This window comes from Ohtaekwangia sp., from assembly GCF_036786105.1.
Lineage (GTDB): Bacteria > Bacteroidota > Bacteroidia > Cytophagales > Cyclobacteriaceae > Ohtaekwangia.
Window position 1 is genome coordinate 92,917 of the sequence record NZ_DAIQRQ010000002.1, and the last position, 25,774, is coordinate 118,690.

The 25,774-nt window shown below is 43.4% G+C and carries 27 protein-coding genes; 17 read left to right on the plus strand and 10 right to left on the minus strand.

The window, feature by feature from the left end; all coding sequences use genetic code 11:
* Position 1: 1 nt before the first annotated feature.
* Together V7Q33_RS01430 and V7Q33_RS01435 are read left to right on the plus strand one after the other, a co-directional pair.
* Positions 2–2,440: a bifunctional UDP-N-acetylmuramoyl-tripeptide:D-alanyl-D-alanine ligase/alanine racemase gene (locus V7Q33_RS01430; protein WP_333818669.1), complete on the plus strand. Its 2,439-nt coding sequence runs from the start codon at positions 2–4 to the stop codon at positions 2,438–2,440.
* 111 nt (positions 2,441–2,551) lie between these two features.
* Positions 2,552–3,493 (plus strand): sulfite exporter TauE/SafE family protein, encoded by a 942-nt coding sequence (locus V7Q33_RS01435; protein WP_333818670.1) that lies wholly within the window; start codon positions 2,552–2,554, stop codon positions 3,491–3,493.
* 2 nt (positions 3,494–3,495) lie between these two features.
* Here the strand turns inward: V7Q33_RS01435 and V7Q33_RS01440 are convergent, their stop codons facing one another.
* Positions 3,496–3,654, minus strand: a complete 159-nt coding sequence (locus V7Q33_RS01440) for a hypothetical protein (RefSeq protein ID WP_331983703.1) — start codon at positions 3,652–3,654, stop codon at positions 3,496–3,498.
* Between the two features lie 116 nt (positions 3,655–3,770).
* Here V7Q33_RS01440 and V7Q33_RS01445 point away from each other — a divergent pair, with 116 nt between their 5' ends.
* From V7Q33_RS01445 to V7Q33_RS01475, 7 genes are all read left to right on the plus strand, one after another.
* The gene (locus tag V7Q33_RS01445) at positions 3,771–4,001 is read left to right on the plus strand and encodes a FeoA family protein (protein WP_331983701.1); all 231 of its coding nucleotides are present in this window, start codon (positions 3,771–3,773) and stop codon (positions 3,999–4,001) included.
* Between the two features lie 3 nt (positions 4,002–4,004).
* Entirely contained in the window at positions 4,005–6,128 is a 2,124-nt protein-coding gene (gene feoB, locus V7Q33_RS01450; protein WP_331983699.1) for a ferrous iron transport protein B, read from the plus strand.
* Between the two features lie 83 nt (positions 6,129–6,211).
* Positions 6,212–6,592 (plus strand): tellurite resistance TerB family protein, encoded by a 381-nt coding sequence (locus tag V7Q33_RS01455; RefSeq protein WP_331983697.1) that lies wholly within the window; start codon positions 6,212–6,214, stop codon positions 6,590–6,592.
* 12 nt (positions 6,593–6,604) lie between these two features.
* Positions 6,605–8,530, plus strand: coding sequence for a peptidylprolyl isomerase (locus V7Q33_RS01460; RefSeq protein ID WP_333818671.1), 1,926 nt, complete (start codon positions 6,605–6,607; stop codon positions 8,528–8,530).
* A 61-nt stretch (positions 8,531–8,591) separates the two neighbouring features.
* Entirely contained in the window at positions 8,592–9,731 is a 1,140-nt protein-coding gene (locus V7Q33_RS01465) for a 5-(carboxyamino)imidazole ribonucleotide synthase (RefSeq protein WP_333818672.1), read from the plus strand.
* Position 9,732: 1 nt separating this feature from the next.
* Positions 9,733–10,245, plus strand: a complete 513-nt coding sequence (gene purE, locus V7Q33_RS01470; protein ID WP_331983691.1) for a 5-(carboxyamino)imidazole ribonucleotide mutase — start codon at positions 9,733–9,735, stop codon at positions 10,243–10,245.
* 61 nt (positions 10,246–10,306) lie between these two features.
* On the plus strand, positions 10,307–11,587 hold the full coding sequence (locus tag V7Q33_RS01475; protein ID WP_333818673.1) for a hypothetical protein: 1,281 nt from the start codon (positions 10,307–10,309) through the stop codon (positions 11,585–11,587).
* An 8-nt stretch (positions 11,588–11,595) separates the two neighbouring features.
* Here the strand turns inward: V7Q33_RS01475 and V7Q33_RS01480 are convergent, their stop codons facing one another.
* The 5 genes from V7Q33_RS01480 to gpmI all read right to left on the minus strand — a co-directional run bounded on the left by V7Q33_RS01480 (position 11,596) and on the right by gpmI (position 17,149).
* Positions 11,596–12,603: a TerC family protein gene (locus V7Q33_RS01480; protein WP_331983687.1), complete on the minus strand. Its 1,008-nt coding sequence runs from the start codon at positions 12,601–12,603 to the stop codon at positions 11,596–11,598.
* Between the two features lie 158 nt (positions 12,604–12,761).
* The gene (locus tag V7Q33_RS01485) at positions 12,762–13,178 is read right to left on the minus strand and encodes a Fur family transcriptional regulator (RefSeq protein WP_331983685.1); all 417 of its coding nucleotides are present in this window, start codon (positions 13,176–13,178) and stop codon (positions 12,762–12,764) included.
* A gap of 3 nt (positions 13,179–13,181) precedes the next feature.
* The gene (locus V7Q33_RS01490; protein ID WP_333818675.1) at positions 13,182–14,972 is read right to left on the minus strand and encodes an ABC transporter ATP-binding protein; all 1,791 of its coding nucleotides are present in this window, start codon (positions 14,970–14,972) and stop codon (positions 13,182–13,184) included.
* Between the two features lie 40 nt (positions 14,973–15,012).
* Complete coding sequence (locus V7Q33_RS01495; protein ID WP_333818676.1) at positions 15,013–15,621, minus strand: hypothetical protein; 609 nt, start codon at positions 15,619–15,621, stop codon at positions 15,013–15,015.
* Between the two features lies 1 nt (position 15,622).
* Positions 15,623–17,149: a 2,3-bisphosphoglycerate-independent phosphoglycerate mutase gene (gene gpmI, locus V7Q33_RS01500; protein WP_333818677.1), complete on the minus strand. Its 1,527-nt coding sequence runs from the start codon at positions 17,147–17,149 to the stop codon at positions 15,623–15,625.
* A 163-nt stretch (positions 17,150–17,312) separates the two neighbouring features.
* Between gpmI and V7Q33_RS01505 the strand changes: the two genes are divergently transcribed.
* The 8 genes from V7Q33_RS01505 (at position 17,313) to V7Q33_RS01540 (ending at position 22,615) form a co-directional block, all read left to right on the plus strand.
* Positions 17,313–17,750, plus strand: a complete 438-nt coding sequence (locus V7Q33_RS01505) for a DUF4783 domain-containing protein (protein ID WP_331983677.1) — start codon at positions 17,313–17,315, stop codon at positions 17,748–17,750.
* A 27-nt stretch (positions 17,751–17,777) separates the two neighbouring features.
* The gene (gene nadC, locus V7Q33_RS01510; RefSeq protein WP_333818678.1) at positions 17,778–18,641 is read left to right on the plus strand and encodes a carboxylating nicotinate-nucleotide diphosphorylase; all 864 of its coding nucleotides are present in this window, start codon (positions 17,778–17,780) and stop codon (positions 18,639–18,641) included.
* Between the two features lie 68 nt (positions 18,642–18,709).
* Entirely contained in the window at positions 18,710–19,192 is a 483-nt protein-coding gene (locus V7Q33_RS01515) for a hypothetical protein (RefSeq protein ID WP_331983673.1), read from the plus strand.
* Between the two features lie 105 nt (positions 19,193–19,297).
* Positions 19,298–19,780, plus strand: a complete 483-nt coding sequence (locus V7Q33_RS01520) for a regulatory protein RecX (protein WP_333818679.1) — start codon at positions 19,298–19,300, stop codon at positions 19,778–19,780.
* Positions 19,781–19,868: 88 nt separating this feature from the next.
* Positions 19,869–20,327 carry a YHS domain-containing (seleno)protein gene (locus V7Q33_RS01525; protein WP_333818680.1) on the plus strand — a complete coding sequence of 153 codons (459 nt, stop codon included), beginning with the start codon at positions 19,869–19,871 and terminating at the stop codon, positions 20,325–20,327.
* 67 nt (positions 20,328–20,394) lie between these two features.
* Positions 20,395–20,907 carry a hypothetical protein gene (locus V7Q33_RS01530; protein WP_331983667.1) on the plus strand — a complete coding sequence of 171 codons (513 nt, stop codon included), beginning with the start codon at positions 20,395–20,397 and terminating at the stop codon, positions 20,905–20,907.
* Positions 20,904–21,974, plus strand: coding sequence for a hypothetical protein (locus V7Q33_RS01535; RefSeq protein ID WP_333818682.1), 1,071 nt, complete (start codon positions 20,904–20,906; stop codon positions 21,972–21,974). The genes V7Q33_RS01530 and V7Q33_RS01535 overlap by 4 nt, the downstream gene beginning before the upstream one ends.
* Before the next feature lie 29 nt (positions 21,975–22,003).
* Complete coding sequence (locus V7Q33_RS01540; protein WP_331983663.1) at positions 22,004–22,615, plus strand: LysE family translocator; 612 nt, start codon at positions 22,004–22,006, stop codon at positions 22,613–22,615.
* On the opposite strand, the gene V7Q33_RS01545 is transcribed toward V7Q33_RS01540, so the two are convergent.
* From V7Q33_RS01545 to nusB, 4 genes are all read right to left on the minus strand, one after another.
* Positions 22,612–23,514, minus strand: a complete 903-nt coding sequence (locus tag V7Q33_RS01545; protein ID WP_331983661.1) for a S66 peptidase family protein — start codon at positions 23,512–23,514, stop codon at positions 22,612–22,614. The two genes, V7Q33_RS01540 and V7Q33_RS01545, sit on opposite strands and share 4 nt — an antisense overlap.
* Before the next feature lie 92 nt (positions 23,515–23,606).
* A complete protein-coding gene (locus V7Q33_RS01550; RefSeq protein ID WP_331983659.1) occupies positions 23,607–24,146 on the minus strand; it encodes a DUF1573 domain-containing protein in 540 nt (179 codons plus the stop codon).
* Positions 24,147–24,164: 18 nt separating this feature from the next.
* The gene (locus V7Q33_RS01555) at positions 24,165–24,473 is read right to left on the minus strand and encodes a YtxH domain-containing protein (RefSeq protein ID WP_331983657.1); all 309 of its coding nucleotides are present in this window, start codon (positions 24,471–24,473) and stop codon (positions 24,165–24,167) included.
* 66 nt (positions 24,474–24,539) lie between these two features.
* Positions 24,540–25,679 carry a transcription antitermination factor NusB gene (gene nusB / locus V7Q33_RS01560; protein WP_333818684.1) on the minus strand — a complete coding sequence of 380 codons (1,140 nt, stop codon included), beginning with the start codon at positions 25,677–25,679 and terminating at the stop codon, positions 24,540–24,542.
* Positions 25,680–25,774: the final 95 nt, after the last annotated feature.

The window sequence follows — 25,774 nt, forward strand, 5'->3', positions numbered from 1 at the left end:
CATGATCAATTTTTCATCATTAGAGAAGATAACAGGTGGTAAGAACCTGCAGTATATTTCAGATAAGCAGATACGCACCCTTATAATTGATAGCCGAAAGGCTGTGGGAGAGTCTGGCGCTATATTCTTTGCTATAGCAGGTGAGCGTCATGACGGACACCGGTATATACAAGAGCTATATCAAAAGGGAGTACACCAGTTTGTGGTTGAACAGGTAATAGAAAATATAGCTTCTCTAAAAGAGGCCAATATTATTCAGGTTACATCATCTGTAGATGCACTTCAAAGACTGGCCGCGTATCATCGCACTCAATTCTATATACCGGTTATTGGTATTACTGGCAGCAATGGTAAAACAATTATTAAAGAATGGTTGTATCAGATGCTCTCCAGGAACGGAAGTGTTGTGAAAAATCCAGGAAGCTATAATTCGCAAGTAGGTGTCCCTCTTTCAGTGTGGCAAATGCAGCCGCATCATACCATCGGTATATTCGAGGCAGGTATTTCGCACCCTGGAGAAATGGAGAAACTGGCTAATGTTATAAAGCCAACCATTGGTATATTTTCAATGATTGGGTCCGCGCATGACGAAGGTTTTTCAAGTCAGCAGCAAAAGATACAAGAAAAGTTGCGGTTGTTTAAAGCAAGCCATACACTTATTTATTGTAAAGATCATGATGCTATTGATAATGCTATCTCTTTATCAAACTACAAATCGCTAAGCTGGGGCTACAGCATTTCCGCAGATATAGTTATTGAGTCAGTACAGTCCAGGTATATAGTTATTTACCAAGGTCAACGGCTCTCTTTGACATTGCCTTTTTCTGATCCCGCTTCCATAGAGAATTGCTTCCATTGTATAGCAACGCTGCTGTGGCTTGGGTACAATCAGATGGCAATTCAGGAAGGTATAAACAGTTTACGTACGGTGCAAATGCGCCTCGAGTTGAAAGAAGGTATCAATCACTGCCAGCTGGTTGACGATACTTATAATAACGACTTGGCCGGTTTGGAGATTAGCCTGCAGTTTCTTACACATCAACATCAACGTACACGTAAGCGGGTGATTCTTTCGGATATACTCGAATCCGGTTTGCCAAACGAAAACCTGGTGAAACTCATTGCCGAACTGATTACTAAAAATCACATCGATGATTTTATAGGTATAGGGAGAGTACTGGGTGAGTATAGAAAGTACTTTTCTTCAACATCTATATTTTACGAATCTACAGAGACCTTTCTGCGTGATTTCGATACGAGTGAGCTTCACAATGAAATAATTCTGGTAAAAGGCGCTAGAACTTTTGAATTTGAAAAGATCGTAAACCGGTTACAACGAAAAGTTCACGGCACTGTAATGGAGATTAACCTGGGCGCGTTGGTGCACAATCTTAATTTCTTTAGGTCGCGGCTCAAGCCTTCCATCAAAATCATGGTAATGGTGAAAGCCTTTGCTTACGGAAGTGGTAGTAACGAAATAGCCAATATACTTCAGTACCATCAGGTGGATTACCTCGGCGTAGCTTACGCCGATGAAGGTGTGGATCTTCGAAAGAATAATATAGCATTGCCGATCATGGTGATGAACCCATCCGAAGAAAGTTTTAATTCTCTGCAGTTGCATCGGCTGGAGCCGGAAATTTATAGTTTTAAAATTCTGCGTGCTCTTCTCAGTTATCTGAATGACCAGTCGCTTAGTATTCATATCAAGCTGGATACAGGGATGCATCGCCTGGGTTTTGAAGAGTGTGATCTTGACGAACTGATTCAGCTTTTAAGAAAGCATAAAAATCTTCACGTAGCTTCTATTTTCAGTCATCTTGCCGGTGCAGATGAAACCGAGCACGATACCTTCTCTAAAAATCAGGCAGGGAAATTCAAACAATGGGCCGATCGCATTTCAGATGCTTTAGGATATAAACCATTATATCATATTTTGAATACACCAGGTATATTACGGTTGCCCGATTATCAAATGGATATGGTGCGTCTGGGTATAGGATTGTATGGAGTAGATCCAACAACAGAGGGTTTCCGTGAATTAAAACCTGTGGCAACGCTGAAGACAATTATCTCCCAAATCAGGCATATAAAATCTGGCGAGAGTGTTGGTTATGGACGAAGAGGCGTAGCTTCTGGCGACCTCACACTGGCGACCATTGCCATTGGTTATGCCGATGGATTTAGTCGCGCGTTTAGCCGGGGCGTTGGGCAAGTACTGATCAATGGAAAGCGGGCACCAGTGATTGGCAATGTGTGTATGGATATGACCATGATTGACATAACCGGCATAGACGCAGCAGAAGGTGATGAGGTGATTTTATTTGGATCGCAGTTACCCATTCAGGAAATAGCATCCTCTATTAAGACAATTCCATACGAGATTTTAACGAACACCAGTGAGCGTGTAAAGCGGATTTTTGTTGCCGAAAGTATCTGATATCTGACATTTCGGCGCTTTCATTAATTTTTTACAGCCTTTTTTCCAGTAACACTGGGAGTTAAAGCTTCCATGCCTCATATTTGTATACTAGATCGATAGAGAATAGAGATGAACGATACAACCATGGAACGCCAGCAGCCATTTGAGAAAGTAACCACGATGGAAGTGCCACGCAAGGTGCCTTTCAATGGAAAATATATCTACCTTACGCTTATCGTTCTTGTCTTCGTTGTTGCCATCGCAACTATTCTTTATTCCTTTAATTTCTTTGAATCTGCAGCAACGTGGATCAGTAGCCTCAGTGAAGATTTCTATCTTTTCATGCTGGCAGGGTTTATTGCCCAGATGATCGATGGGGCTCTCGGTATGGCATACGGAGTAAGCGCATCTACATTCCTACTTTCGTTTGGTGTTCCACCTGCAGCAGCCAGTGCGAGTATTCACACGTCAGAGATATTCACCAGTGGTGTTTCTGGATTAATGCATCTGCGGTTTCAGAATGTTAACAAAAAACTTTTCAAGACGCTGCTCCTGCCCGGTGTAATTGGTGCCGCTTTAGGTGCTTATGTGCTGTCTTCTCTGGAAGAATACAATCAATATATAAAGCCAGTCATAGCACTTTATACCTTGTACCTGGGTGTTGTTATTGTTCGCAAAGCGATTTACGGCAGCAGTAAAAAAATCAAGACAAAGACTATTCCTCGTCTCGCGACCTTTGGTGGATTTATGGACTCTATTGGAGGAGGAGGATGGGGCCCTATCGTTTCATCAACTCTTATCGCGGGTGGCAGACATCCACGTTACACCATCGGTTCAGTTAACCTCACAGAATTCTTTGTGGCATTAGCCAGCTCTATTACTTTTCTTGCCGTGATTGGATTGAGTCACTGGCAGGTAATTGCCGGTCTTATATCGGGCGGAATCATTGCGGCACCCATAGCTGCCTATTTTTCCAGCCGATTACCAGTTAAACGAATGATGATCCTGGTAGGTATCATGGTCATCTTGGTAAGCATCCGAATAATTTTTATAAGCCTTACTTCCCTGTAAGGTTAACCACAGCCCAAGTTCTTTTTCAAATCGCGTTGCGGTAATCCACCGTAGTCGTGCGGTTTTGCCTGTTCAAATTCAGGTGCAGCTGCCTCTTTCGGTTTTTCAGGCTGAGGCTTCGGTACATTTGCTTTTTCAGATTCTCCCTTTTTTCTGCTCATGGTTATGAAAATATGATCTTTATCATAACATCTGTTTTCTAAATATAAATCATTTGCTCAAGACTGGAACCACCTATATCTTTGTCTTGTTTGAATTTAATCTAAATAAGTCGGGAATGACACTGCTAAAAAATGTATCCCAAATGAAGCCGGGTGAAGTGGGGATTGTGGCGGGGTTTACGGATGATCATCTTTCCGTGAAGCTCATGGAGATGGGATGTCTACCAGGTGCTGCCGTGCGGTTTAACTTCACAGCTCCGTTTGGCGACCCGGTGTGTATTAGTGTTTCCGGATACGAGCTTTCACTCCGTTTGGATGAAGCTGCGACCATTTCCATTTTGAATTAAATAATGGCCGCTTCCAGACGTCCCAAAATTGCATTAGTAGGCAACCCTAATTCGGGCAAATCATCGCTTTTTAATCACCTTACCGGACTCAATCAGAAGATTGGAAACTTTCCCGGAGTTACGGTGGAAAAAAAATCTGGAAGCTGTTCCCTGCATGACGGAAGCGTTGTTGAAATCATAGACTTTCCCGGCATCTATAGTATATATCCGCGCAGCCTCGATGAGCAAATTGTTTCGGAAGTATTGCTCGATCATCATTCTTCCAACACGCCCGATAAAATTGTGATCGTAGCAGATGCTACCAATCTCAAGCGCGGGCTTTTGTTACTTACCCAGATCATCGATGTTGGTCTACCCACCATGCTTGTTTTAAATATGATGGACCTTGTAGCAAAAGCGGGCATAAGTTATGATCTGCAAGCACTGTCGAAAAAACTAGGTGTGCCGGTTGTGCCAATCAACGCGCGCAATGGTGTTGGGTTAGAAGAATTAAAAAAGCAACTGGCCAAGCCGTTGCCTGTACCAAATACCAGGATCTTTTCAATATGGGAAGATGCGCAGGCTCCTGTACGCGAACTCCGGCAGCGGGTGGAAGTTGATAATGACTATGAGGCCTACCTGTTTCTGGAACAACCTCAGTCGCTCAATTTTCTGAGCACAGAAAAAAAGAACACGGTCGATAGCATTCGCAGCACACATAAATTCGTTCCGGGTAAATTTCAAGGTGCCGAAACCATTCAGCGCTATAGCTTTATTCAGGATCTTCTGAATGAGATTGTATTGCAGGCTCCCGTGGATCAATCGTGGAAGAAAAAGTCGAGCGAGCTTGATAGGATTCTGACTCATAAAGTGTGGGGATACCTGATCTTCTTCGGTATTCTCTTTCTTATTTTCCAGGCCATCTTCGCATGGGCAACGGTACCGATGGATTTTATAGATAGTGTGTTTGCCGATTTAAGTAAATATATAGCTTCTGCTTTACCCGATGGTCCGTTAACGCGTTTACTGGCAGAAGGTGTTATACCCGGACTGGGTGGTATCATTATTTTTGTTCCTCAAATCGCTATACTGTTTGCCTTCATATCTGTGCTGGAAGAATCGGGCTATATGGCCCGCGTTGTTTTTCTCATGGATAAAGTGATGCGTAAATTTGGACTTAATGGTAAAAGCGTTGTGCCACTCATATCGGGTGTGGCCTGTGCTATACCGGCTATTATGGCTACGCGCACCATTGATAATTGGAAAGAGCGCACCATTACCATAATGGTAACGCCGCTGGTGAGTTGCTCGGCGCGTTTACCCATCTTCACTATATTAATTGCATTGATCGTTCCTGACCAAAAAGCGCTGGGATTCTTTAACCTGCAAGGCTTTGCATTGATGGGGCTATATTTACTAGGCTTCGCTGCTGCCATTGGTGCAGCCTGGATCATGAAATACCTGATCCGTGTAAAGGAGCGCAGTTATCTGATAATGGAGCTGCCAACGTATCGTATACCAAAATGGTCAAACGTAGGTTATACCATCCTGGAAAAAACAAAAGCATTTGTACTGGAAGCCGGTAAAGTGATTATGGCAATTGCCATTATACTTTGGGTATTGGCAAGCTATGGTCCCGGCGATACAATGAGTAAGGCTGAGCAGGTGGTGCAGGAGCAAACCAAAAATATGCATTTAACGGAGCAAGGTCTTGCTGATCGCATTGCTGCGTATAAACTGGAACACTCGTATGCCGGTATTGTTGGTAAAGCTATTGAGCCGGCCATTAAACCGCTGGGATATGATTGGAAAATTGGCATTGCGTTGATCACATCGTTTGCTGCGCGCGAGGTATTTGTAGGTACCATTGCTACCATCTATAGCATTGGTAGTGTGGATGGAGATGATGATGCCACCATCAAAGCGCGCATGAAAGAAGAAGTTAATCGGGAAACCGGCGGACCGCGATTTACTCCTGCTGTTGGATTTTCGCTGCTTGTATTTTACACTTTTGCCATGCAATGCATGAGCACACTGGCTGTAGTATATCGCGAAACTCACGGATGGAAGTGGCCCGTTCTTCAACTTGTGTATATGACTGTGCTGGCATACGTTTCAGCATTTGCTGTCTACCAGATTTTTTCCTGATATTTTAATATAGCCGGTTACAGGGCGATGCCCGGAAACCGTATTCATAATTTCTGTTATCTTCGGGATAACAACACTCTCCCATGAACAGGAATTATCAACTGGGGCTGCTGTATCTCATCAAGCTATTGATTGATGCAGATGGCATTGCTGATGAAAAAGAACTGGAGGCTCTGCGCATCATAAAAGACAAAGAGCATATTTCGAATGATGTATTCCGGGAATTTGAGGAGGGGTTTAGAAATTGCAACGAACGTGAAGTATACGACACGGGAATAGCGTTGATCAGTGCCTGCAGCAACGAAGAGAAACTTAAAGTTTTTGGAACACTATACCGATTGTCGGAAGCCGACGGCCGCGTACATGTTAAAGAAATTAAACTATTGCTATATTCTATTAAAACAGCGGGACTTGAATTTGACACTGTGGTGAATTACGCCCGATCTTTACCTCCTATTTTTTAGTATATATATTCTATGATTAAAACACTTTGCGTTGGGATTCCTCTCTTTTTAATTTTTGTTACTTCGTGTACGAAGCCTGAACAACCACTGAATAAATTCTCGGATACCGTATTGGTAAAGATTGCCGATTTTCAGGATCGCAGAAAGGCTGATAGCCTTTATAAGTATTTTAAAAGTGAGAACGCGTTATACAGAAGAGAAGCTGTGCTCGCATTTGCATCGGTACAAGATACTGCTTTCGCAGATGAACTTGGCTATATATTGCTTAACGATGCCAACACCGCTGTACGACAAGCTGCTGCTTATGCGTTAGGACAAACCGGTACACCGGCTTGTGCAGCTGCGTTGACGATGGCCATAGATCGCGAGAAGGACAGTGTTGTAGTAAAAGAAATTCTGGAAGCTTATGGAAAGGCCACACCGAAGTGGTCGTTGCAGGTAACGCCTGAGAATTCATTTGGCTGGGAGGGACTTGCATGGTCTTATTATCGTGCGGCGTTAAAAGGAAGAATCGATAGTACCTATAGCAAACAAGCTTCGGAGCTTCTGCAAAAGGGCCACACAGAACCTACGCGACTGGCTGCTGCAAACTATTTTGCAAGAGGCACCAAAGGTTTTGACGCGTATGAAGCTATACTTATACAAGCTGCCCGTTATGATCTTTCTTCCGATGTGCGCATGGCTGCAGCATGGGCATTGAAAAAAATAAAAACAGATTCTTCGCGAGTAACTTTAGAGCGTCTTGTAAAGAGCGATGCCGATTATCGCATTCGTGTTAATGCTGTACGTGGACTTCAGTCATTCCCGTTCAATAAAACGAAAGAAACGCTCAAATATGCGTTGAACGATAAGCAGATCAACGTAGCTGTAACAGCATCGGAAGTTATTGATGAAGTGCTTACACCTGAGTCTGCATCGGAATTTAGATCGCTTGTTAAAACTATATCCAATCATCGGTTACAGGGAAATATATATAAAGCCATTTTGCGCGTGAGTCCTGTAAAAGAAGTAATAGCAGAGATTGAAAGTAAAGTGAAGAGCACGGACAATCCGTATGCCAAGGCAGCATTCATCACGGCCCTTCAATCATCGGTCGGAGGGGCTGATTTCGTACATCAACAATTGTTACAAGCCGATACACCTGTGGTGAAATCAGCAGCAGCATCGGCTTTGGTTGCTATGAATCATCACAAGGATTTTAAGCCTACGTTCCGTAAACATTTTTCAGAACTATATGTTCAGGCTATACAAACAGGAGATGCGGCCGTTATAGGTATAGTAGCGGCTGCTTTAGCAGATTCTACATTAGGATATAAAAGTGTGATCAAGGATTTTTCTTTCCTGTATGAAGCGAAGAAAAAGCTTTCATTACCTAAAGACATCGAAGCACTTCAACCGCTTGAAGCTGCTATAGCTTATGTGGAAGGAAGGAAAGTTTCTGCACCGGTTAAAAATGAATTTAATCATCCGATCGATTGGAAGCTGGTGAAATCTATTCCAAAAGATCAACGTGCTATTATCAAGACCTCAAAAGGTGACATTACGTTGCGACTATTGGTGGAGGATGCTCCCGGCTCTGTGGCAAACTTTGTAGCGCTTGCCAAGGCTCATTATTTCAATAAAAAATTCTTTCATCGTGTGGTGCCTAACTTTGTGATTCAGGCGGGCTGTAACCGTGGTGACGGTGGGGGAAGCGAAGATTACTCCATTCGCTCGGAGTTTTCACCCGTTCGCTATAGAACAGGAAGTGTAGGCATGGCCTCGGCCGGAAAAGATACCGAAGGCACGCAGTGGTTCATTACACATTCACCAACACCACACCTGGATGGCCGGTATACCATTTTTGCAGAAGTAGAAAGCGGTATGGACATCGTGCACATTATAGAGGTGGGCGATCTGATATTGGATGTTCAGTTGCCGGACTCCAGAAATTTGTAGCTGGTACATTTCGATTTTACAGATCGGTTTTACTGTTTTAACTTGGTCAAAAATTTAAGCTTTGAGTCTTTCGTTTCAACAAAATTTCAAGCTCGGTATACTGGGCGGTGGCCAGCTCGGCCGTATGCTCGTGCAGTCGGGTATAGATTTCAATATACCTTTTTCTATTCTTGATCCCGATGAGCATGCACCGTGTGCTTCGCTCGCGGAGTTTCATTATGGCAAGCTTACCGATTTTGATACCGTGATGAAGTTTGGCGCTGCCTGCGATGTGATTACCATTGAAATAGAAAATGTAAATACCAGCGCTTTAAAGGAGCTGGTAAAGCAAGGCAAGAAAGTATATCCGCAGCCGGAAGTAATTGAACTTATTCAGGATAAGCGTGTGCAGAAAGCGTTCTATCGCGATCATAATATACCTACAGCAGAATTTATATTGGTAGAGAATGCTGCAGACGTACACCGCCATGCACACTATCTACCCGCCGTAAACAAACTTGGTAAAGAAGGATATGACGGGCGCGGCGTGCAGTTGCTCCGCACATCAGACGACCTGACGAAAGCCTTTGATGCCCCAGGCCTGTTAGAAAAACTCATCGATTTTGATAAAGAGATTTCGGTGATTGTGGCGCGAAATGAAGCGGGAGAGATAAATACATTCCCCGTGGTAGAAATGGTTTTTCATCCTGTGCAAAACCTCGTGGAATATCTTTTTGCTCCGGCTGCTCTCTCTGAAAAAATAGCGCACGAAGCAGACAGTATTGCGCGTAAAATAATTACTGAGCTAAACATGGTTGGCTTGCTTGCCGTAGAGATGTTTGTTACAAAAGACGGACGTGTACTGGTAAACGAGATAGCACCACGCCCTCACAACAGCGGCCACCAGACTATTGAAGCGAATATCACTTCGCAGTATGAACAACATCTGCGCGCTATACTTAACTGGCCGCTGGGCGATACTGCCTTGCTGATGCCAAGTGCTATGGTAAATCTTTTGGGCGAAGATGGATATAAAGGCCTCGCTAAATATGAAGGCTTTGATGAGGTAGTGAAGCTCCCCGGTGTACATGTACACCTCTATGGCAAGCGACTCACCAAACCTTTCCGGAAAATGGGCCACGTTACAATTGTTGATCAGGATGTTGAGCGTTTGAAAAAGAAAGCCAACTTTGTAAAGCAAACTTTAAAAGTTATTGCCTGATATGAGTAAACCTGTGGTTGGTATAATTATGGGCAGTCAGTCAGATCTAAGGATCATGAAAGAGGCGGCCGAAGTGTTGGATGAACTTGCTGTTCCGTACGAACTTACTGTAGTATCGGCTCACCGTACGCCTTTGCGCATGGTGGAGTACGGTACGGAGGCACGTAAACGTGGATTAAAAGTAATTATAGCCGGTGCTGGCGGTGCTGCGCATTTACCAGGTATGGTAGCATCGCTTACATCGCTGCCAGTAATTGGAGTTCCGGTAAAATCATCTAACTCGATTGACGGCTGGGATTCTGTGCTCTCTATCCTACAAATGCCTGCGGGTGTGCCCGTAGCCACCGTTGCGTTAGACGGTGCAAGGAATGCCGGTATTCTTGCAGCGCAGATAATTGGCGCTTCAGATAAAGATCTGGGTGATCGGTTAGACGCATTTAAAAAATCACTGCAGACCAAAGTAGAATCAGCCGCTAAAACCATCGAAACGAATGGCTGGAAAAGCGCTTTGTGACATTACTGTTCCAATTGAGTTATTTTTTCCGTAACTTAAGTTTGCAGAGTTATACCCGGAAATGAAACCCCGCGAAAAAGGCTGGCTTAAAGAGTACCTTGAATTTCGAAAAGAATTACTCAAGGACCTCACCACGGAAACGAAGCGAAAGGCCTCGCATCCGGAGTATTCGCTTTACAGAGTCATTCAACCCACCGGCTTAATGTATGGCCAGGTGGTGGGAGACATAAACATACCCGAAAGTGAGCATTGGAACGAGCGAGATCGCATGAAGATACTGCTCGCGGAAAGCCTGTTGAGCAGCTCACTTCTTTTTCAGGAGAAGCCTATAAAAACTCCCGAAGAACTCTCCGGTATATTTCTTAAAACCCTGGAAAGTATCAGCAATTTTTACAATAACATTTTCCCTGAACTGTCTATTCCCACCAAGACATTGTTTGGTCGTAAGAAGACTGTGATGGAACTTGCAGAGCGTATACTGGATAAGCGTATTGAACACACCAATGCGTTTGAAGGTAATTTCTGGGCATCGTTCTTTCATAATACGCTGCTCTTTCTCGATGTATTCATTTTCGGCCAGTGGATTCATACCAATGCCGATAAAGTGGTAGCAGATTTCTTTCGATACGAAAGAGAAGAGCTGCGTTTCTCCGTTGTAAAAGTGATTGCCTCGGCAGCACACGCCAATAAGGAGATTGCTTACGAAGAAAAAAAACTGCTCGAATACTTTTTACAAAGCACCGATCTGTCGCACGAACGCAAACGGCAAGCAATACAGATATTTGAAGATGGCATTGCCGTAGAAGATATTAACCTGCCTTCGGAGAACTCATGGATATTGAAGAAGTTCTTTCTTGAAGTAGCCATCCTCACGTTGTGGGCCGATAAGAAAGTCGAACAGTCGGAGCTCGACTACCTGAAGAGCTTCTGTCATTACCTCAATTTTTCGGAGGAGGATCTTGAAAACAGTATGATTGCTATTGAAGGTTTTGTTTTGGAGCATTGGTCGCAGCTTGAACACCTGCAAAACAAGCAGGACTATCATGAGGTAAGCGAACAGTTTATAAAGCGCATAGCCAAGATTGCCGAGCGGAATAAAGGTCGTCTGGTAAAGGAAATTCACGAGCATGAAGATGTTATGAACCTGCTTCGTAAAGCACGTTCCAATGAGCTCACATTAGATGAGAAAGAGAAGATGCGCCAGGAATTGATTCAAATGTTAAAAACGCTTCCGACTTTTGTAATTATAGCGCTGCCGCAAAAATTTCTTACACTTCCGATTCTGCTGAAAATCCTTCCGAGAAATTTATTTGCTGAAGGTGTGAATACAGATGCTTCCTGAGGTTCGTATTAGCCCTTCGATTCCTCTTCAGCTTCTTCTGCCTCACCTTTGCGTGGAACAATAACTGAGAAGATGATCGATAACGTAAGCGTGGCAATGATCACAGCAAAAGAAAGATATACGTTCACATCGATATCGAAGATCTCCAACAACATCTTGGCTCCAATGAAGAACAGGATGATTGAAAGACCTTTCTGCAACAGATAGAATTTATCGATGATACCGGCCAGCAGGAAGAACATGGCACGAAGACCCATTACAGCAAAAATGTTGGAAGTATAGATCAGAAACTCATTCTGAGTAATAGCAAATGCAGCGGGAATAGAATCTACAGCAAAGATCAAGTCAGTGGTTTCGATCAATATTATAACCAGGAAGAGCGGTGTGAACACAACTCTGCCGGCTTCCTTCACGATAAACATGCCGCCATGATCATCTTTGGAGATTGGCAGATACCTGCGACAGAATTTCATGATCGGATTTTTATCCGGCTCAATTTTCTCATCGCCATCTTCAAAGTAAATGCGGATACCCGAGTAGATCAGGAACACTCCGAACATGTACAAGATCCAATGGAATTGATGAATCAGATAGGCTCCCACGAAAATGAATATGCCGCGGAATACAATGGCGCCCAGAATGCCCCAGAAAAGTGTTTTGTGATAGTATTCTTCTTTTACCCTGAAATATTTCAGGATTAAAAGAATTACAAAGATGTTATCTACCGACAATGCATACTCAGTCAGGTAAGCTGAAAAATACTCAACAGCCCCTTCAGCTCCACTGTTATCGTACTTGTAAATGAAAAAGCCAAACAGCGTAGAGATTATAACCCAGAAGATAGACTGATACAAGGCAGACTTTGTAGAGATTTTGCGGGCCTGCTTGTGAAAGATGCCGAGATCAAGAACCAGGAAGAGGATAATTATAATAGCAAAAACGCCAAAAAGAATAGTCTCCCGGCTGCTTTGGTTTCTGAATAGGGAGAAGAGGAGTATGTTCATCAATGATGACAAGAGGAGTCTTCTGGTTTATGATTAAAAGCCTGTAAACATTAAAAAATCACATCCTTGGCAATATGTGAATGCCAAAACTACAAATATATTTCAATCTCGAAAACTCCGGATTCGATTTCTGTGCGACCAATTGATAAAAAGAACAAAGAGTTGAAACACTACCGCGAACAGCGTTCGCAGATACCTTGTATAAGGAGGTTAACTTCGCTGGCCCGATAACCTTTGGGTAATTTTACCGGAGGCACTTCTATTTCCAGACAGTTGGTTTGACCGCAACGCGTACACTTAAAATGCACGTGGTCGTGGTGGTGGCCGGCGTTGGTGCAGGTGTCATTACAAAGTGCATACTTCAGACTTCCTTCGTCATCCAGTACTTTATGGATAAGTCCTTTGTCGAGAAAAGTTTTAAGGGTGCGGTAAACCGTTACGCGATCCAGCTCGTTGTTGATCTCTTTTTCAATGTCGCCATGCGAGAGCGCGTAATCCTTATTCAAAAAGAGGTGCAATATTTCCTGCCGGCTTGGCGTAGAGCGCAAGCGAAATGTTTTGAGCAAACGATCAGACGGCGCGTTCATAACTTATTGCAGTTGTAGCTTCAGCAAGTTACTATAAATACCGTTATCGAGCCGCGTTAGTTCAGCGTGCGAGCCTGTTTCGGCCAGCATGCCTTCTTTGATTACAAAGATGCGATCTACCTTCTTAATCGTGCTCAAACGGTGCGCAATGATGATGGTAGTTCGGCCTTCCATTAGTTTCTCAAGCGCCTGCTGTACCAGCACTTCAGAGTGTGCGTCCAGCGAGCTCGTTGCTTCGTCTAAAATAAGAATAGCAGGGTCCTTCAGGATAGCACGCGCAATAGCGATGCGTTGCCGCTGGCCTCCGGAAAGCTTTACGCCCCGTTCACCTACAATTGTTCCGAATTTGTCAGGAAAGCTTTCTATAAATTCATAAGCATTGGCCTTGCGTGCCGCTGCATGGATTTCTTCCAGTGTTGCGCCCGGTTTGCCATAGGCAATGTTCTCCAGAATGGTGCCACCAAAGAGAATCACTTCCTGCGGCACAATGCCTATATTTTGACGATAGGCGGTAAGATTGAAATCATGAATATCTTTTCCATCTACCTGAATACTGCCTTGCTTGGCTCCATAGAATCGCATCAGAAGGTTGATGATAGTAGATTTGCCTGAACCACTCTGGCCTACCAGCGCTACCTTTTCTCCCGGTGCGATGTGAAAGTTAAGATCCTTCAACACGGTAAAGTCATTACGGGTAGGGTAGGCGAACGAAACATGTTCGAATAAAATATCGCCGTGAAGCTTAACCGGTACAACGGGTTCATTTATATTCTCATCTTTCTCATGGAGTATATCCAGCACGCGTTCCGAGGCGCCAATAGATCGTTGCAGCTGGGTATAGATATCACCTAAACCTGCTATCGAAAATCCGATGAACGAAGTATAAAGTATAAAAGAAAATAATTCTCCGGTGGTGATCGCTTGTGCCTGCACAAGGCTGGCGCCCTTCCATCCCACCGCCACGATGCCGCCAAAGAGCACAAACACGATGAATGAAATGAACAGACCTCTGTATCGCGCTCCGCGCAGTGCTGTATTCACAACCGTATTGATAGCAGTGCTATACCGATTAATCTCGAACGACTCATTGGTAAATGCTTTTACTACGGATACGGACTGAAAAGATTCTTCAACAATAACGTTGGCAGATGCCAGGGTATCTTGTGTTGTTTTAGAAAGCTTACGAATGAATTTCCCGAAGACAAGTGCTGATAACACCAACACCGGGAAGGTTAATAACATAAATGCGGTGAGCGTGGGAGCGAGGTAAAAAATAATAACGGTTCCGGTGATGAGTGTGATAATCTGGCGGAGTAACTCGGCAAGCGTAAAACTGAAAGTGCCTTGCAGCGTTTCTATATCGGCAATCATGCGACTCATGAGCTCACCGACCCTGCGATTATCAAAGAACGATAATGGCATCCAGATAATCTTCTGGTAGATCGACTTGCGTACATCGGCCATGCCGCGCTCCGTTACAATCGAAAAAGTATATACGCGGATAAAAGAAAATATACCCTGCACGAAAAGAATACCCAGCAATGCCAGAGCAGCCTGGTTAATGGTGCTGAAATATTTCGGCTTGCCGGAGGCGATGTCAAGCAGCTCTCCTGAGAGACGGGGAAACGCCATCAGCGTAACGCTTGAAAACACAAGGGCTACAAGACCCAGTATAAATATGCCTTTATAAGGCACCATGAATTTGAAGACACCAGCCAGTTGTTGCAGACTGGTTTTGTTGATGCGTCTCTTCTCTTCTTCCCTTAGCGGTTCGCCGCTGCTACGCTTTGCCATACTTCTATACTTAAGAGTCAGTTCAGACTTTATACACGAGTTATTGAAAGACTACAGTACCTTTAATGGAATAGGTTACCGTATCTCCCAGAAACATTTTTTGTCCTCCATCAATAGAGTAGGATGAGAGGACTGTTTTATTGTCTACATCCTGAAATTCCATTACCAGAAAGCGCTCGCTGCTATAAAGCGAGTTCACTTCATTGAATTGTGCTTCAATGCGCTTTACTTTCTGAGGCTTATCATAATAATAGATTTTCATAGATCGCACGGGTAGAGATTGTTGGGTGGCGATCGATTTTATCTTCAGGTTACTCCTGTTATCGGGCAGATCATTTTCAACGCGATACGCCCCTTGATTGATAGGCTTGTTCAGTGTTTTTAACTCACGAAAAATATCGAATTCGTTAATCCATCCAATGCTGTCTGCAGGTTTAATGGTGCTGGTTTCTTCTTTCCCACCAAACTTCGCCACCTTCACCGCCGATGCATGCGTTGACGCAAGAAAATGAATCTGTGCTGTAATGATGCTATCTACCGGATAGTAGCCCTGGTAATGTTTACCACCTCTTTGCTCGCAGCCACTCAACGTGCCAAGCAACGTCAATGCTACAGCAAAGAGGTAGGGATGAATACAAACGTTCTTCAAACTATTTTTCCAATAATACATTGCCGGTCATTTGCGATGGCACGGGTATGCCCATCAGCGTAAGAATAGTAGGGGCCAGATCGCCCAGTTTACCATTCTTCAATTTACCTGTATAACTGTCATCAACCAGTATGCACGGAACGAGGTTCGTAGTATGAGCCGTGTTCGGAGTGCCGTCTTCGTTAATCATCATATCCGCATTACCATGATCTGCAATAATGATGGTGGCGTAACCATTTTTTAAAGCAGCTTCAGCAACCTGCTGTGCACAGGAGTCTACCGTTTCACATGCCTTTACAGCAGCTTCAAATACCCCCGTGTGGCCCACCATATCGGGGTTGGCAAAGTTCAGACAGATGAAGTCAGGCTCTTTTTTATTCAGTTCCGGAATGATCTTGTCTTTGATGTCATTGGCGCTCATCTCAGGAGCGAGATCATAGGTGGCTACTTTTGGCGAAGGACAAAGTATTCTCGATTCGCCCGGGAAGGCCTCCTCGCGCCCTCCGGAGAAGAAGAACGTTACGTGCGGATACTTTTCAGTCTCGGCAATGCGTATTTGTTTTTTACCAGCTGCCGAAACAACTTCACCCAACGTTTTTTCAAGATTGTCTTTATCGAAAATTACTTTCACATTTTTGAAAGAGTCATCGTAGTTTGTAAGCGTGATATAGTATAACGACAGCGCTTTCATTCCCTGCTCCGGAAAATCCTGCTGTGTCAACGCCTGGGTTATCTGTCGGCCACGATCAGTCCGGAAATTAAAGCAAAGTACTACATCGCCTTCGTGTATTGTACCTACAGGGTTCTGTTGTGCATCAACCATCACAATCGGCTTGATAAACTCGTCTGTCACATTCGCATCGTATGATTGCTGAATAGACTTGAGCGCATCTGTAGATTTTTCGCCAACACCTTTTACCAACAGGTCGTACGCCAGCTTAACACGTTCCCAGCGTTTGTCGCGGTCCATCGCATAGTAGCGGCCCACGATGCTCGCCAGTTTACCAGTGGTCTTGCTCATGTGATCCACCACTTCCTTCACATATTGCAAACCGCCTTTCGGATCGGTATCGCGACCATCTGTGAAAGCGTGAACAAATAAATTCTGAACATCATTATTCCTGGCAATCGTGATCAGTCCTTTCAGGTGTTCAATGTGTGAGTGTACACCACCATCGGAAACCAGCCCGATATAGTGTACATTTTTATTGTTGGTTTTTGCGTAAGCAAAGGCATCGAGCAATACCGGATTGCTATCGAGCTCTTTTTCTTCAATCGCTTTATTTACACGAACCAGATCCTGGTATACAACACGGCCGGCACCAATGTTCATGTGCCCTACTTCGGAGTTACCCATCTGGCCGGCCGGCAAGCCTACTGCCAAGCCTGATGCTTCTAATTTACTGTGGGCATACTTTCCGTATAAAGAATTGATGAAGGGAGTTTTAGCTTTGTCAATCGCTGATACGGCTTTGTTTGTGGCAATGCCCCAGCCGTCTAGGATCATCAGCAATACTTTTTTATTCATGGAGATTGGATGTTTGGTTTTCCGGACTTAAAAATAAATGCGCGCAAATATAAGGATGATTTACAGGATGGCGGATTGTAAAATTGAAGGCTTTTTTGCCTTCGATTAGGGTAAACGATTGAAAACCACCCCCACTGTTCATAATTTCATTATCTTGCAAAGCGTGGCACAATTTTGGCCGCACACTATAGTTGCCATGAAGGTGAACAAATATATTTCGTTAGTAGTTTTTGTGCTCATTAGTTTTCGTGCTGTGCCTTTATTGGCGCAGAATAATGACGTAATCAACCAGGTAAAGGAGACTATTAAAGCTGGTAGTGCAAAAGAGCTTTCAAAATACCTCAATCAGACAGTCGATGTAACCATCGATGATCATGTGGAATCTTACAGTAAGGCTCAGGCTGAGTTTATATTCCGCGATTTTTTCAAACAGCATCCGGCCAGCGAGTTCAATATTATTCACCAGGGTTCATCCAAAGGCGGTCAGCCCTTTGCCATAGGTCAGTATAAAAGCGGTAATGAAACACACCGTGTGTTTATGAAGATCAAAACCGTGGGCAATCAGCAGCTTATTCATGAAATTTCTTTTGTGAAGGAGTAAATCCATCCCTTCGCCTATTTTTGCACGGTGAAACCGTATTACATCACTGAAGAATTTTTAAAGTCATTCATTTCTGCAGCTTTGAAAGAGGATGCAGGTGATGGCGACCATTCTTCATTGGCCAGCATATCTGCCGATGCCACGAGCCAGGCGCGGCTGTTGGTGAAAGAAGATGGTGTGTTGGCAGGTGTGGAACTGGCTTTGGCTATTTTCAATGAGGTGGATCCAACGTTGCGCGTAGAGGTTCTTATCCGGGACGGTGGCATTGTAAAAAAAGGTGATGTTGCTTTTGTTGTTTCCGGACTTTCGCGCTCTATTTTGCTGGCCGAGCGCCTGGTGCTTAACTGCATGCAGCGAATGAGTGCCATTGCAACCAAAACGCGTTATTTATCCAATCTTATTAGCGGAACAAAAGCCTGTTTGCTAGATACGCGTAAAACAACTCCCAATTTCCGCCTGCCTGAAAAATGGGCGGTTATTATCGGTGGAGGCAAGAATCATAGAATCGGCCTGTACGACATGATTATGTTAAAAGACAATCATATTGATATGGCGGGAGGACTTGAGCAGGCAATCATTCGAACAAAAGATTATCTTCGCGCCACCAACCGAAACCTAAGGATTGAGATTGAGACCAGAAATCTGATCGAAGTAAAAGAGGTGCTGCGGATTGGCGGTGTTGACGTTATCATGCTCGACAATATGAGCCTGGAGGATATGAAAACAGCAGTAGCACTGATTGGTGATAAATACCAGACGGAGGCGAGCGGTGGTATAACCGAAGAAAATATCAGGATGGTGGCAGAATGTGGTGTTGATTTTATTTCGGTGGGCGCATTAACACATTCAATAAAAAGCCTTGACCTGAGCATGAAAGCCGCGGGTTTTTAAAAAATGGAAAATACGGGCATGTGCGAGGTATATATTTCTCACATGCTATGAAATAGTGAACTAGCATTATGATCGTTAAAACAAAAAACTACAAACTCGAAAAGAAAATCTACATCAACATAGCGTTAAAGAACGTGTTGAAGAGACAAGGATGGATAGCCGGTCTGGCAGCTTTTGTTATCTGCCTGGGGTATGCTATACCCGGCTTGCAAAGCATCTGGTGGTTCATTGGTGCTATACTGGGTCTCGGTTTATACCTGCTGTTCTGGTGGGTACAATTTTATGGCGTTACACAGCTCGATCAGGGCAAAGCATTGTTTGAAAAATATTCATACGATATCAGCAGCCAGCAGATATTGATGAAGCTTAACCCGCGGGAAGGAATGCCGCTGAAGTGGGATCAGATAAAGACAGCAGAGATCGGCAAAGATTTCTTTGTGTTATACATCAACAAGGCGCAGATCCTTTACTGGCCGTTCAAAATCTTTAACACCGATAACGAGCGCAAATTTGTTGCAAGCATTCTAAAGACGAAGGGACTGGTGAAGTAAATTACTTCTTCATCTTCGTTTCCAGTGCTTCAAAGATGATATATCATGCCGGTCTGAATATTTCAGACCGGATTTTTTTATATATAGCTGTACTTAAATTAGTCTATGGTGCAATCCGGTAAACGATTATCGCCTGCTGAAGCAAAACAGAAGATATACCGCTACTGTGCATACCAGGAACGTGCGCACAAAGAGGTGCGCAACAAGCTCTATGAATACGGCTTGTATAAGGATGAAGTGGAAGATATACTTTCTGCCCTCATTACAGAGGGTTTTTTGAACGAAGAACGGTTTGCCAAATCATTTGCCGGAGGAAAATTCCGGATGCAGCATTGGGGAAAGGTGAAAATTGTAAATGAGCTCGAAGAAAAAGGGCTTACGAAAAACTGCATTCGTATCGGTTTAAAAGAGATCGATGATGATGATTACCTCAACACGTTGAAAGACATACTTGAAAAGAAGGCAACCCGGTTAGCTGACGAGCAAAACGCTTTTGTGAAGCGTGATAAGCTTGCACGCTACGCCATTCAAAAAGGCTTTGAGCCTGACTTGGTGTGGGAACAGGTGAAACAGGTTGTGAAAGATTAATGTAGTTTGTAATCTCCGCGACAATTTCAGCTAGCCATAAAAGCCACTTTTACGTTTCAACTGGTATAGATTGATGAACATTATGAATATGAAAAATGGTTTGATATTTCTTTTACTGATCAGTGTTACGCAACTCTTTGCGCAGAACGATGCATTGCGTGTAAAACATTTCAATGTAAAAAAGAATATTGCATTGGATGGGTATGATCCTGTAAGCTATTTCGATAACAAACCTCAGGAAGGAAGTGAATCGATCCGTACAATATACAAAGGCATAACCTACTTGTTCAGTAGTCAAAATAACCTTACCAAATTCAAAAGTAATCCCGATAAATATGAACCTGCGTATGGCGGCTGGTGCGCGTATGCTATGGGCGAGAGCGGTGAGAAAGTGAAGGTAGACCCGGAGACGTTCAAGATTATTGATGGAAAACTTTACCTCTATTACAACTTCTGGGGTAACAACACACTGGAAAGCTGGAACAAAAATGAAGCGAAACTTAAACAGGCAGGTGACCGGAATTGGAAGAATGTCTCCAGCAAGTAAAATAGAAGTACAATCTTTTAAAGATTTTGTAAATTGAATATTTAACTTACTTAAAGAATCCACCCCCATGCATATCCACCGTGCCTGTACGTCTATATTGTCGCAGTTGGCGGAACTTACAGTCCAAATTCACGAACAAGATTTCATAAAACCATCCGATAACCTGAGTCAATCAACGATCGGGCAACACATTCGTCATACATTGGAATTTTTTATCTGCTTTGAGAATGGTTATCAGCAAGGTGTAATTAACTACGATAAACGCGCTCACGATAAACTTATAGAGACAGATAAATATACAGCGCTTTCATCGATCAATCGTATCCATGATTTTATTGTAGCGCTGCAGGAGAAAGATCTGAATCTTGAAGTCGGTTATGATCTGTCGAAGGAGGAGTTTACTACTATTCGTACTACAGCAACGCGCGAGCTGGTATATAACATCGAACATGCCGTGCATCACATGGCGATTATGAAGATTGGTGTTCGTGAAGTAGCGCCGTATATAAATCTGCCAAAAGATTTTGGTGTAGCGGCTTCCACCATCCGCTATAAGGAAATGGCTTCTGTTACACATTGATTATCTATTTTCGTGGCATCATGACTTTGTGGGAGCGGATTACTCGCAGTAATTTTTTTATTAAACTTACCAGTTGGGAGTACTGGCCTTTTGGTATAGTGCAATTCCCGCTGTTTATATACTATGCGTGGCTGTCGCTGCGTGCCCGTTCATTTATTTTTTTCTCGGCATCAAATCCGGGTATAGTAATGGGAGGTATGTTTGGTGAATCGAAATATGAAGTGCTCAAAAAAATTCCGGAGCAGTATACTCCAAAAACCATATTGGTAAAGCGGCCTACTACAAAACAGGAGGTTGTAGATATGTTATCGCATCATGGATTTACGTTGCCGGTAATTTTTAAACCCGATATAGGCGAGCGCGGCTTTATGGTGAAGCGTATCGACAGTGAACAGGATATTGGCAATTACCTGGAGCAGATCAAGTTCGATTTTGTTATCCAAGAACTGGTAGACTTGCCATTCGAGTTTGGTGTATTTTATGTTCGATTTCCCTACGAGCGAGAGGGTAACGTGACATCCGTTGTAATGAAAGAAATGCTTTCGGTTACAGGTGATGGTATATCTACACTGCAGCAATTGATTTTGAAAAAGGACCGGGCAAAACTTCAGTGGGAAAAACTAAGTTTAGTTTTTAAAGATCGCTTGAAAGAAATTATACCTCATGGAAAATCAATCGAATTGGTATCGATCGGAAATCACTGTCTGGGTACAAAGTTTTTGGATGCAACGCATTTGATCAATGACAGCTTATCGCGTACGTTTGATAGCGTAAGTCAGCAGATCGATGGTTTTTATTTTGGCAGATTTGATTTGCGCTGTGCCAGTATAGAGGATTTATATGCTGGTAACATCCAGGTGTTGGAGTTGAACGGATGTGGTGCAGAACCAGCGCACATTTACCATCCGGGCTATCCGTTGCCGAAGGCTATTCGCGTTTTGTTCAATCACTGGAAAAACATTTTCCTGATTGCACAGGAGAATGTTAAACGTGGAGCTTCGTATACATCGCTGCGCGATGCAAAGGGATATTATAAAAAATTCAAAACAGCCACTTCATTGAAGTAACACAGTCATTCATAGATATTACAGCTTACATGGCATTGATCATTGCTTTTTGCCTGGCATTCTTCTTCAGTTTTATAGGATCTATACCTCCCGGGACTATCAATCTCACCATTGTGCAAATGGGTCTGGAGAATCGGATGAGTATAGCGTGGCGTTTTGCCATAGCTTCTGCCCTGATGGAATATCCCTATGCGTGGCTTGCTGTAGTGTTTGAAAAATGGATAACCTCGGCCCCGGTTATACTCGAACATCTTCAACTTCTTACGTCGGTGGTAATGATCGTGCTCGGTATACTTGCATTGTGGTCTGTGAATAAACCTTCATCTTTTACGGTTCAATTGAACGCAAGTGGTTTCAGACGAGGATTGATACTGGGAATATTAAATCCACTGGCGGTGCCATACTGGCTAGGCATAACGGCTTACATGAAAAGTCAGCATTGGGTTGATCTTTCCAGCCCGTGGCGGTTGCAAAGCTATTTACTCGGGGTTACCCTTGGCTCACTCGCTATATTATTGACATTTGCTTACCTCGCCAAAAAAATTGCTGATCGATTTCAGCAAAGTGTTCTTCTCAAAAAGATTCCGGGCATCACGTTGTTAATACTGGGTATATATGCACTGATGCAATATATTTTCTAATCAGCAAAAGTAAGTGCAGCGTGGGTATTTACAGTCAGTTTGCCATTGGCGCCATGCCTCCATGCGAGATTCGGGTTTTCATGACCGACAGGAAAACCGAAGCCAACCGGATAATTATAGTTGCGCACATGATTCAGAAGAATCTCTTCAGCGGTTTCTCCGAAACCTAGCTCTGAATCTTTTATATCTGTCATGTAACCAACAACGAGTCCGTTGAGCCTGGCCAGTTTTCCTGCGCGTTGTAATTGCATCATCATCCGGTCAATTTTATACCGGTACTCATCGATCTCTTCAATTACAAGAATGCTGCCTTCCATATCGGGCTCGCTGGAAGTTCCTAATGAGTCAACGATAAGTGACAAATTGCCTCCTATAACTTTTCCTTCGCCGATACCTGCACGGTTATAGTCACTCTTACGGGATTGAAGTATATCACCCTTTGTAAACAATATTCGGCGAAGACTTTCAACAGAAGATGCTGCACTTTCCCGTGCAAACAATATGGGCATCGTAGCATGAATGCTTTGAATGTTCATGCCATATAGTTTTAAATGAAGTGCTGTTATATCGCTAAACCCTATTATATATTTTGGTTGTGCAAGCAGTGGTGTAAAATCGATTTGATCAACAATGCGTGTGCTGCCATAACCTCCGCGTGCGCATAGAATGGCTTTTACATCGGCATCATTTATCAGTGATTGAAAGTCTGCCAATCGTTCTGCATCTGTACCGGCCAGGTATGAGTGTTTTTGACTGAAGAGATATGGTGCGAGGCGCACATTCAGTCCCCATGACTCGAGTATAGCAATGGCTGCCTTGAGGTCGGCTTCAGGAATTTTTCGTCCCGGTGCAGCAACGCCAATGGTGTCGCCCGGTTGTAGTTGTGGAGGAGTGATCATATCTGAATGGTATAACGATGTGTTGTAAAAATAAAAGGCTGCCTGTTTAAAGGCAGCCTAAATTTATAAAACCTGAATTCTTCTATAAAGACTTAGTGAGCAGCAGGTGCTGCAGAACCAGCCTTTGGTGTAATCATCGCCTTGAAGCGAAGTGTTGTTTGCTTGGGATACGTATTGGCTGTTACTGTAATCGACTTGCTTTGCAAGTCCTGTTTGCCGTTGCTGTCGAATTTAGCTCTTACATAACCTGTGCCTCCCACCGGGATAGGTTCTTTTGTAAAATCAGGCACAGTACATCCGCAGGAAGGTCGTGCACTTTGAATGATAAGTGGTGCTGCACCAGTGTTCTTGAGCTTGTAAGTATATTCAACAATATCGCCTTCCTTAATGGTGCCGAAGTCATGATCAACAGTTTCAAACTCCATGGTGGGAAGCGGACCGTCCGGCTTTGTTTCGGGTGCAGTAACGTCAGGAGCAGGTGTTGTAGCGGCAGGGTTTTTCTGTGCTTCCAGATTTGCTATTTTATCTTCCAGAGCAGCAATTCTTTTTTCAGCTGTGCGATCTTTACAGGCTGTGAATGTTACCAGCAATACAGCGGAAAATAAAAACGATTTTACAATTCCTGTTTTCATATTGTCAATCAAATCAGTTTAACCTTTCTTACCACGAATTTGCTCTAAAAGTTCATCCACATCTTCCAGCAATCGTTCGGCTTTGTTCTTGGCTTCATCAACCACTTTTTGTCCCTGCGATTTTGCTTCAGTAGTGAGCGGAGTTTCTTTGCCTTCTACAAAATCGTTTACCAGGTCTTGCAGCATCTTGCGATACTTGTCAAGCTGAAACGATAATTTTTCGCGCGTATTAGAGCCCTTATCTGGCGCATAGAGAATTCCGAGGATCGCACCGGTTGCTGCGCCCACGAGGAACGCCATCAAAAAATTTCCACTCTTTTTGCTCATAAACTTTTCAAATTAATTACGGTCTGGACGCAAATTCAAAATTTTAACAATTTTTAACAAACGGAATTACTTATTGTCCATAAGCCCGCGACCACTTTTCTTCACATCACCTTTATCTTTCAGTTCCTTGGCAATAACATCAAGAATACCATTGATGAACTGACGACTTTTCGGTGTGCTATAGTTCTTGGAGAGCTCGATGTATTCGTTGATCGTTACCTTTACCGGAATGCTGGGGAATTCAAGCAATTCGGCAATAGCCATTTCCAGAATCATACGATCTGTTAATGGTAAACGGTCAACCTCCCAATTACGTGTGTTGTTGGCAATCAGTTCCTTATATTTTTCGTCAAGATTAGAAGCTTTGTGATAGAGCTTTTCGATAAACTCTTTATCTTCTTCCCAATTCACTGACAAGGTGTGGAGTGTAAGGGTATTTTGATCCTCACCATCAAACGATTTCACTGTTTTTTCTACAAGACCTTTTACAATTTCCTTGTCTTCGGCCCAGCGCAGAACTTCTTCCTCAAAAAATTCATTGATCACCGTTTTACCCAGAATCACTTTCTTGAACAGGTGATTGGCAAATTTCTTCTGATCATCCAGTGTAGGGCTTTTCTTATCGAGGTAATTGAGGTACTCGTTATCCTGGCGCACAACATCGCGGAACCAGCCTTTTACGCGGTCGGCCTTGTCCTGCCAGTGGCGACCCAATTTGAGAGCATCTTTCTTCAACGCTTCCTGATTGCGAAGCGCTTTGATCCAGACGTTATTCACAAAATTTTTGTGGCTCACCTTTTTATCGGCTTCTGCTAATTCAGCAAAGGCCGGAAGCAGACTCAGCACTGCTATATAGTGGTCGTATATCTTTTCAACTTCGCTGATCAGGTTCTTCAGAAAGAAGTCGCTGTCTTTTTTGGATTGCTTCGCATAGAACAGGAAGCATTCGTTACAGATCTTTTTGATTTTGGGATCATCGTGGTCAACAGAAGTTTCTCCTTTTTTGAAAGCTTTTTCAAAAAGCTTGGAGGCTGTTTTCTTTTGAAGCGTTAAAGCAGCCTTGTCCTGAACTTCCATGGAGTTCAGATCGGGCGCAAACGCCTCACTGATCTTGTCAAGGCACAGTTCATAGTTGGCATCTTTACACTGTTGCAAGGCAAACAGGCTTTGCATGACTTTGATTCGGAGACTTCTTCGGTTAAGCATGATAAAGAACGGTGTTTTTAAAAGCTGGCCGTAAAAATAATGGATTGAGGTTCACAGTTCAAGATTATTATTACACGATGACCAACAGATTTACG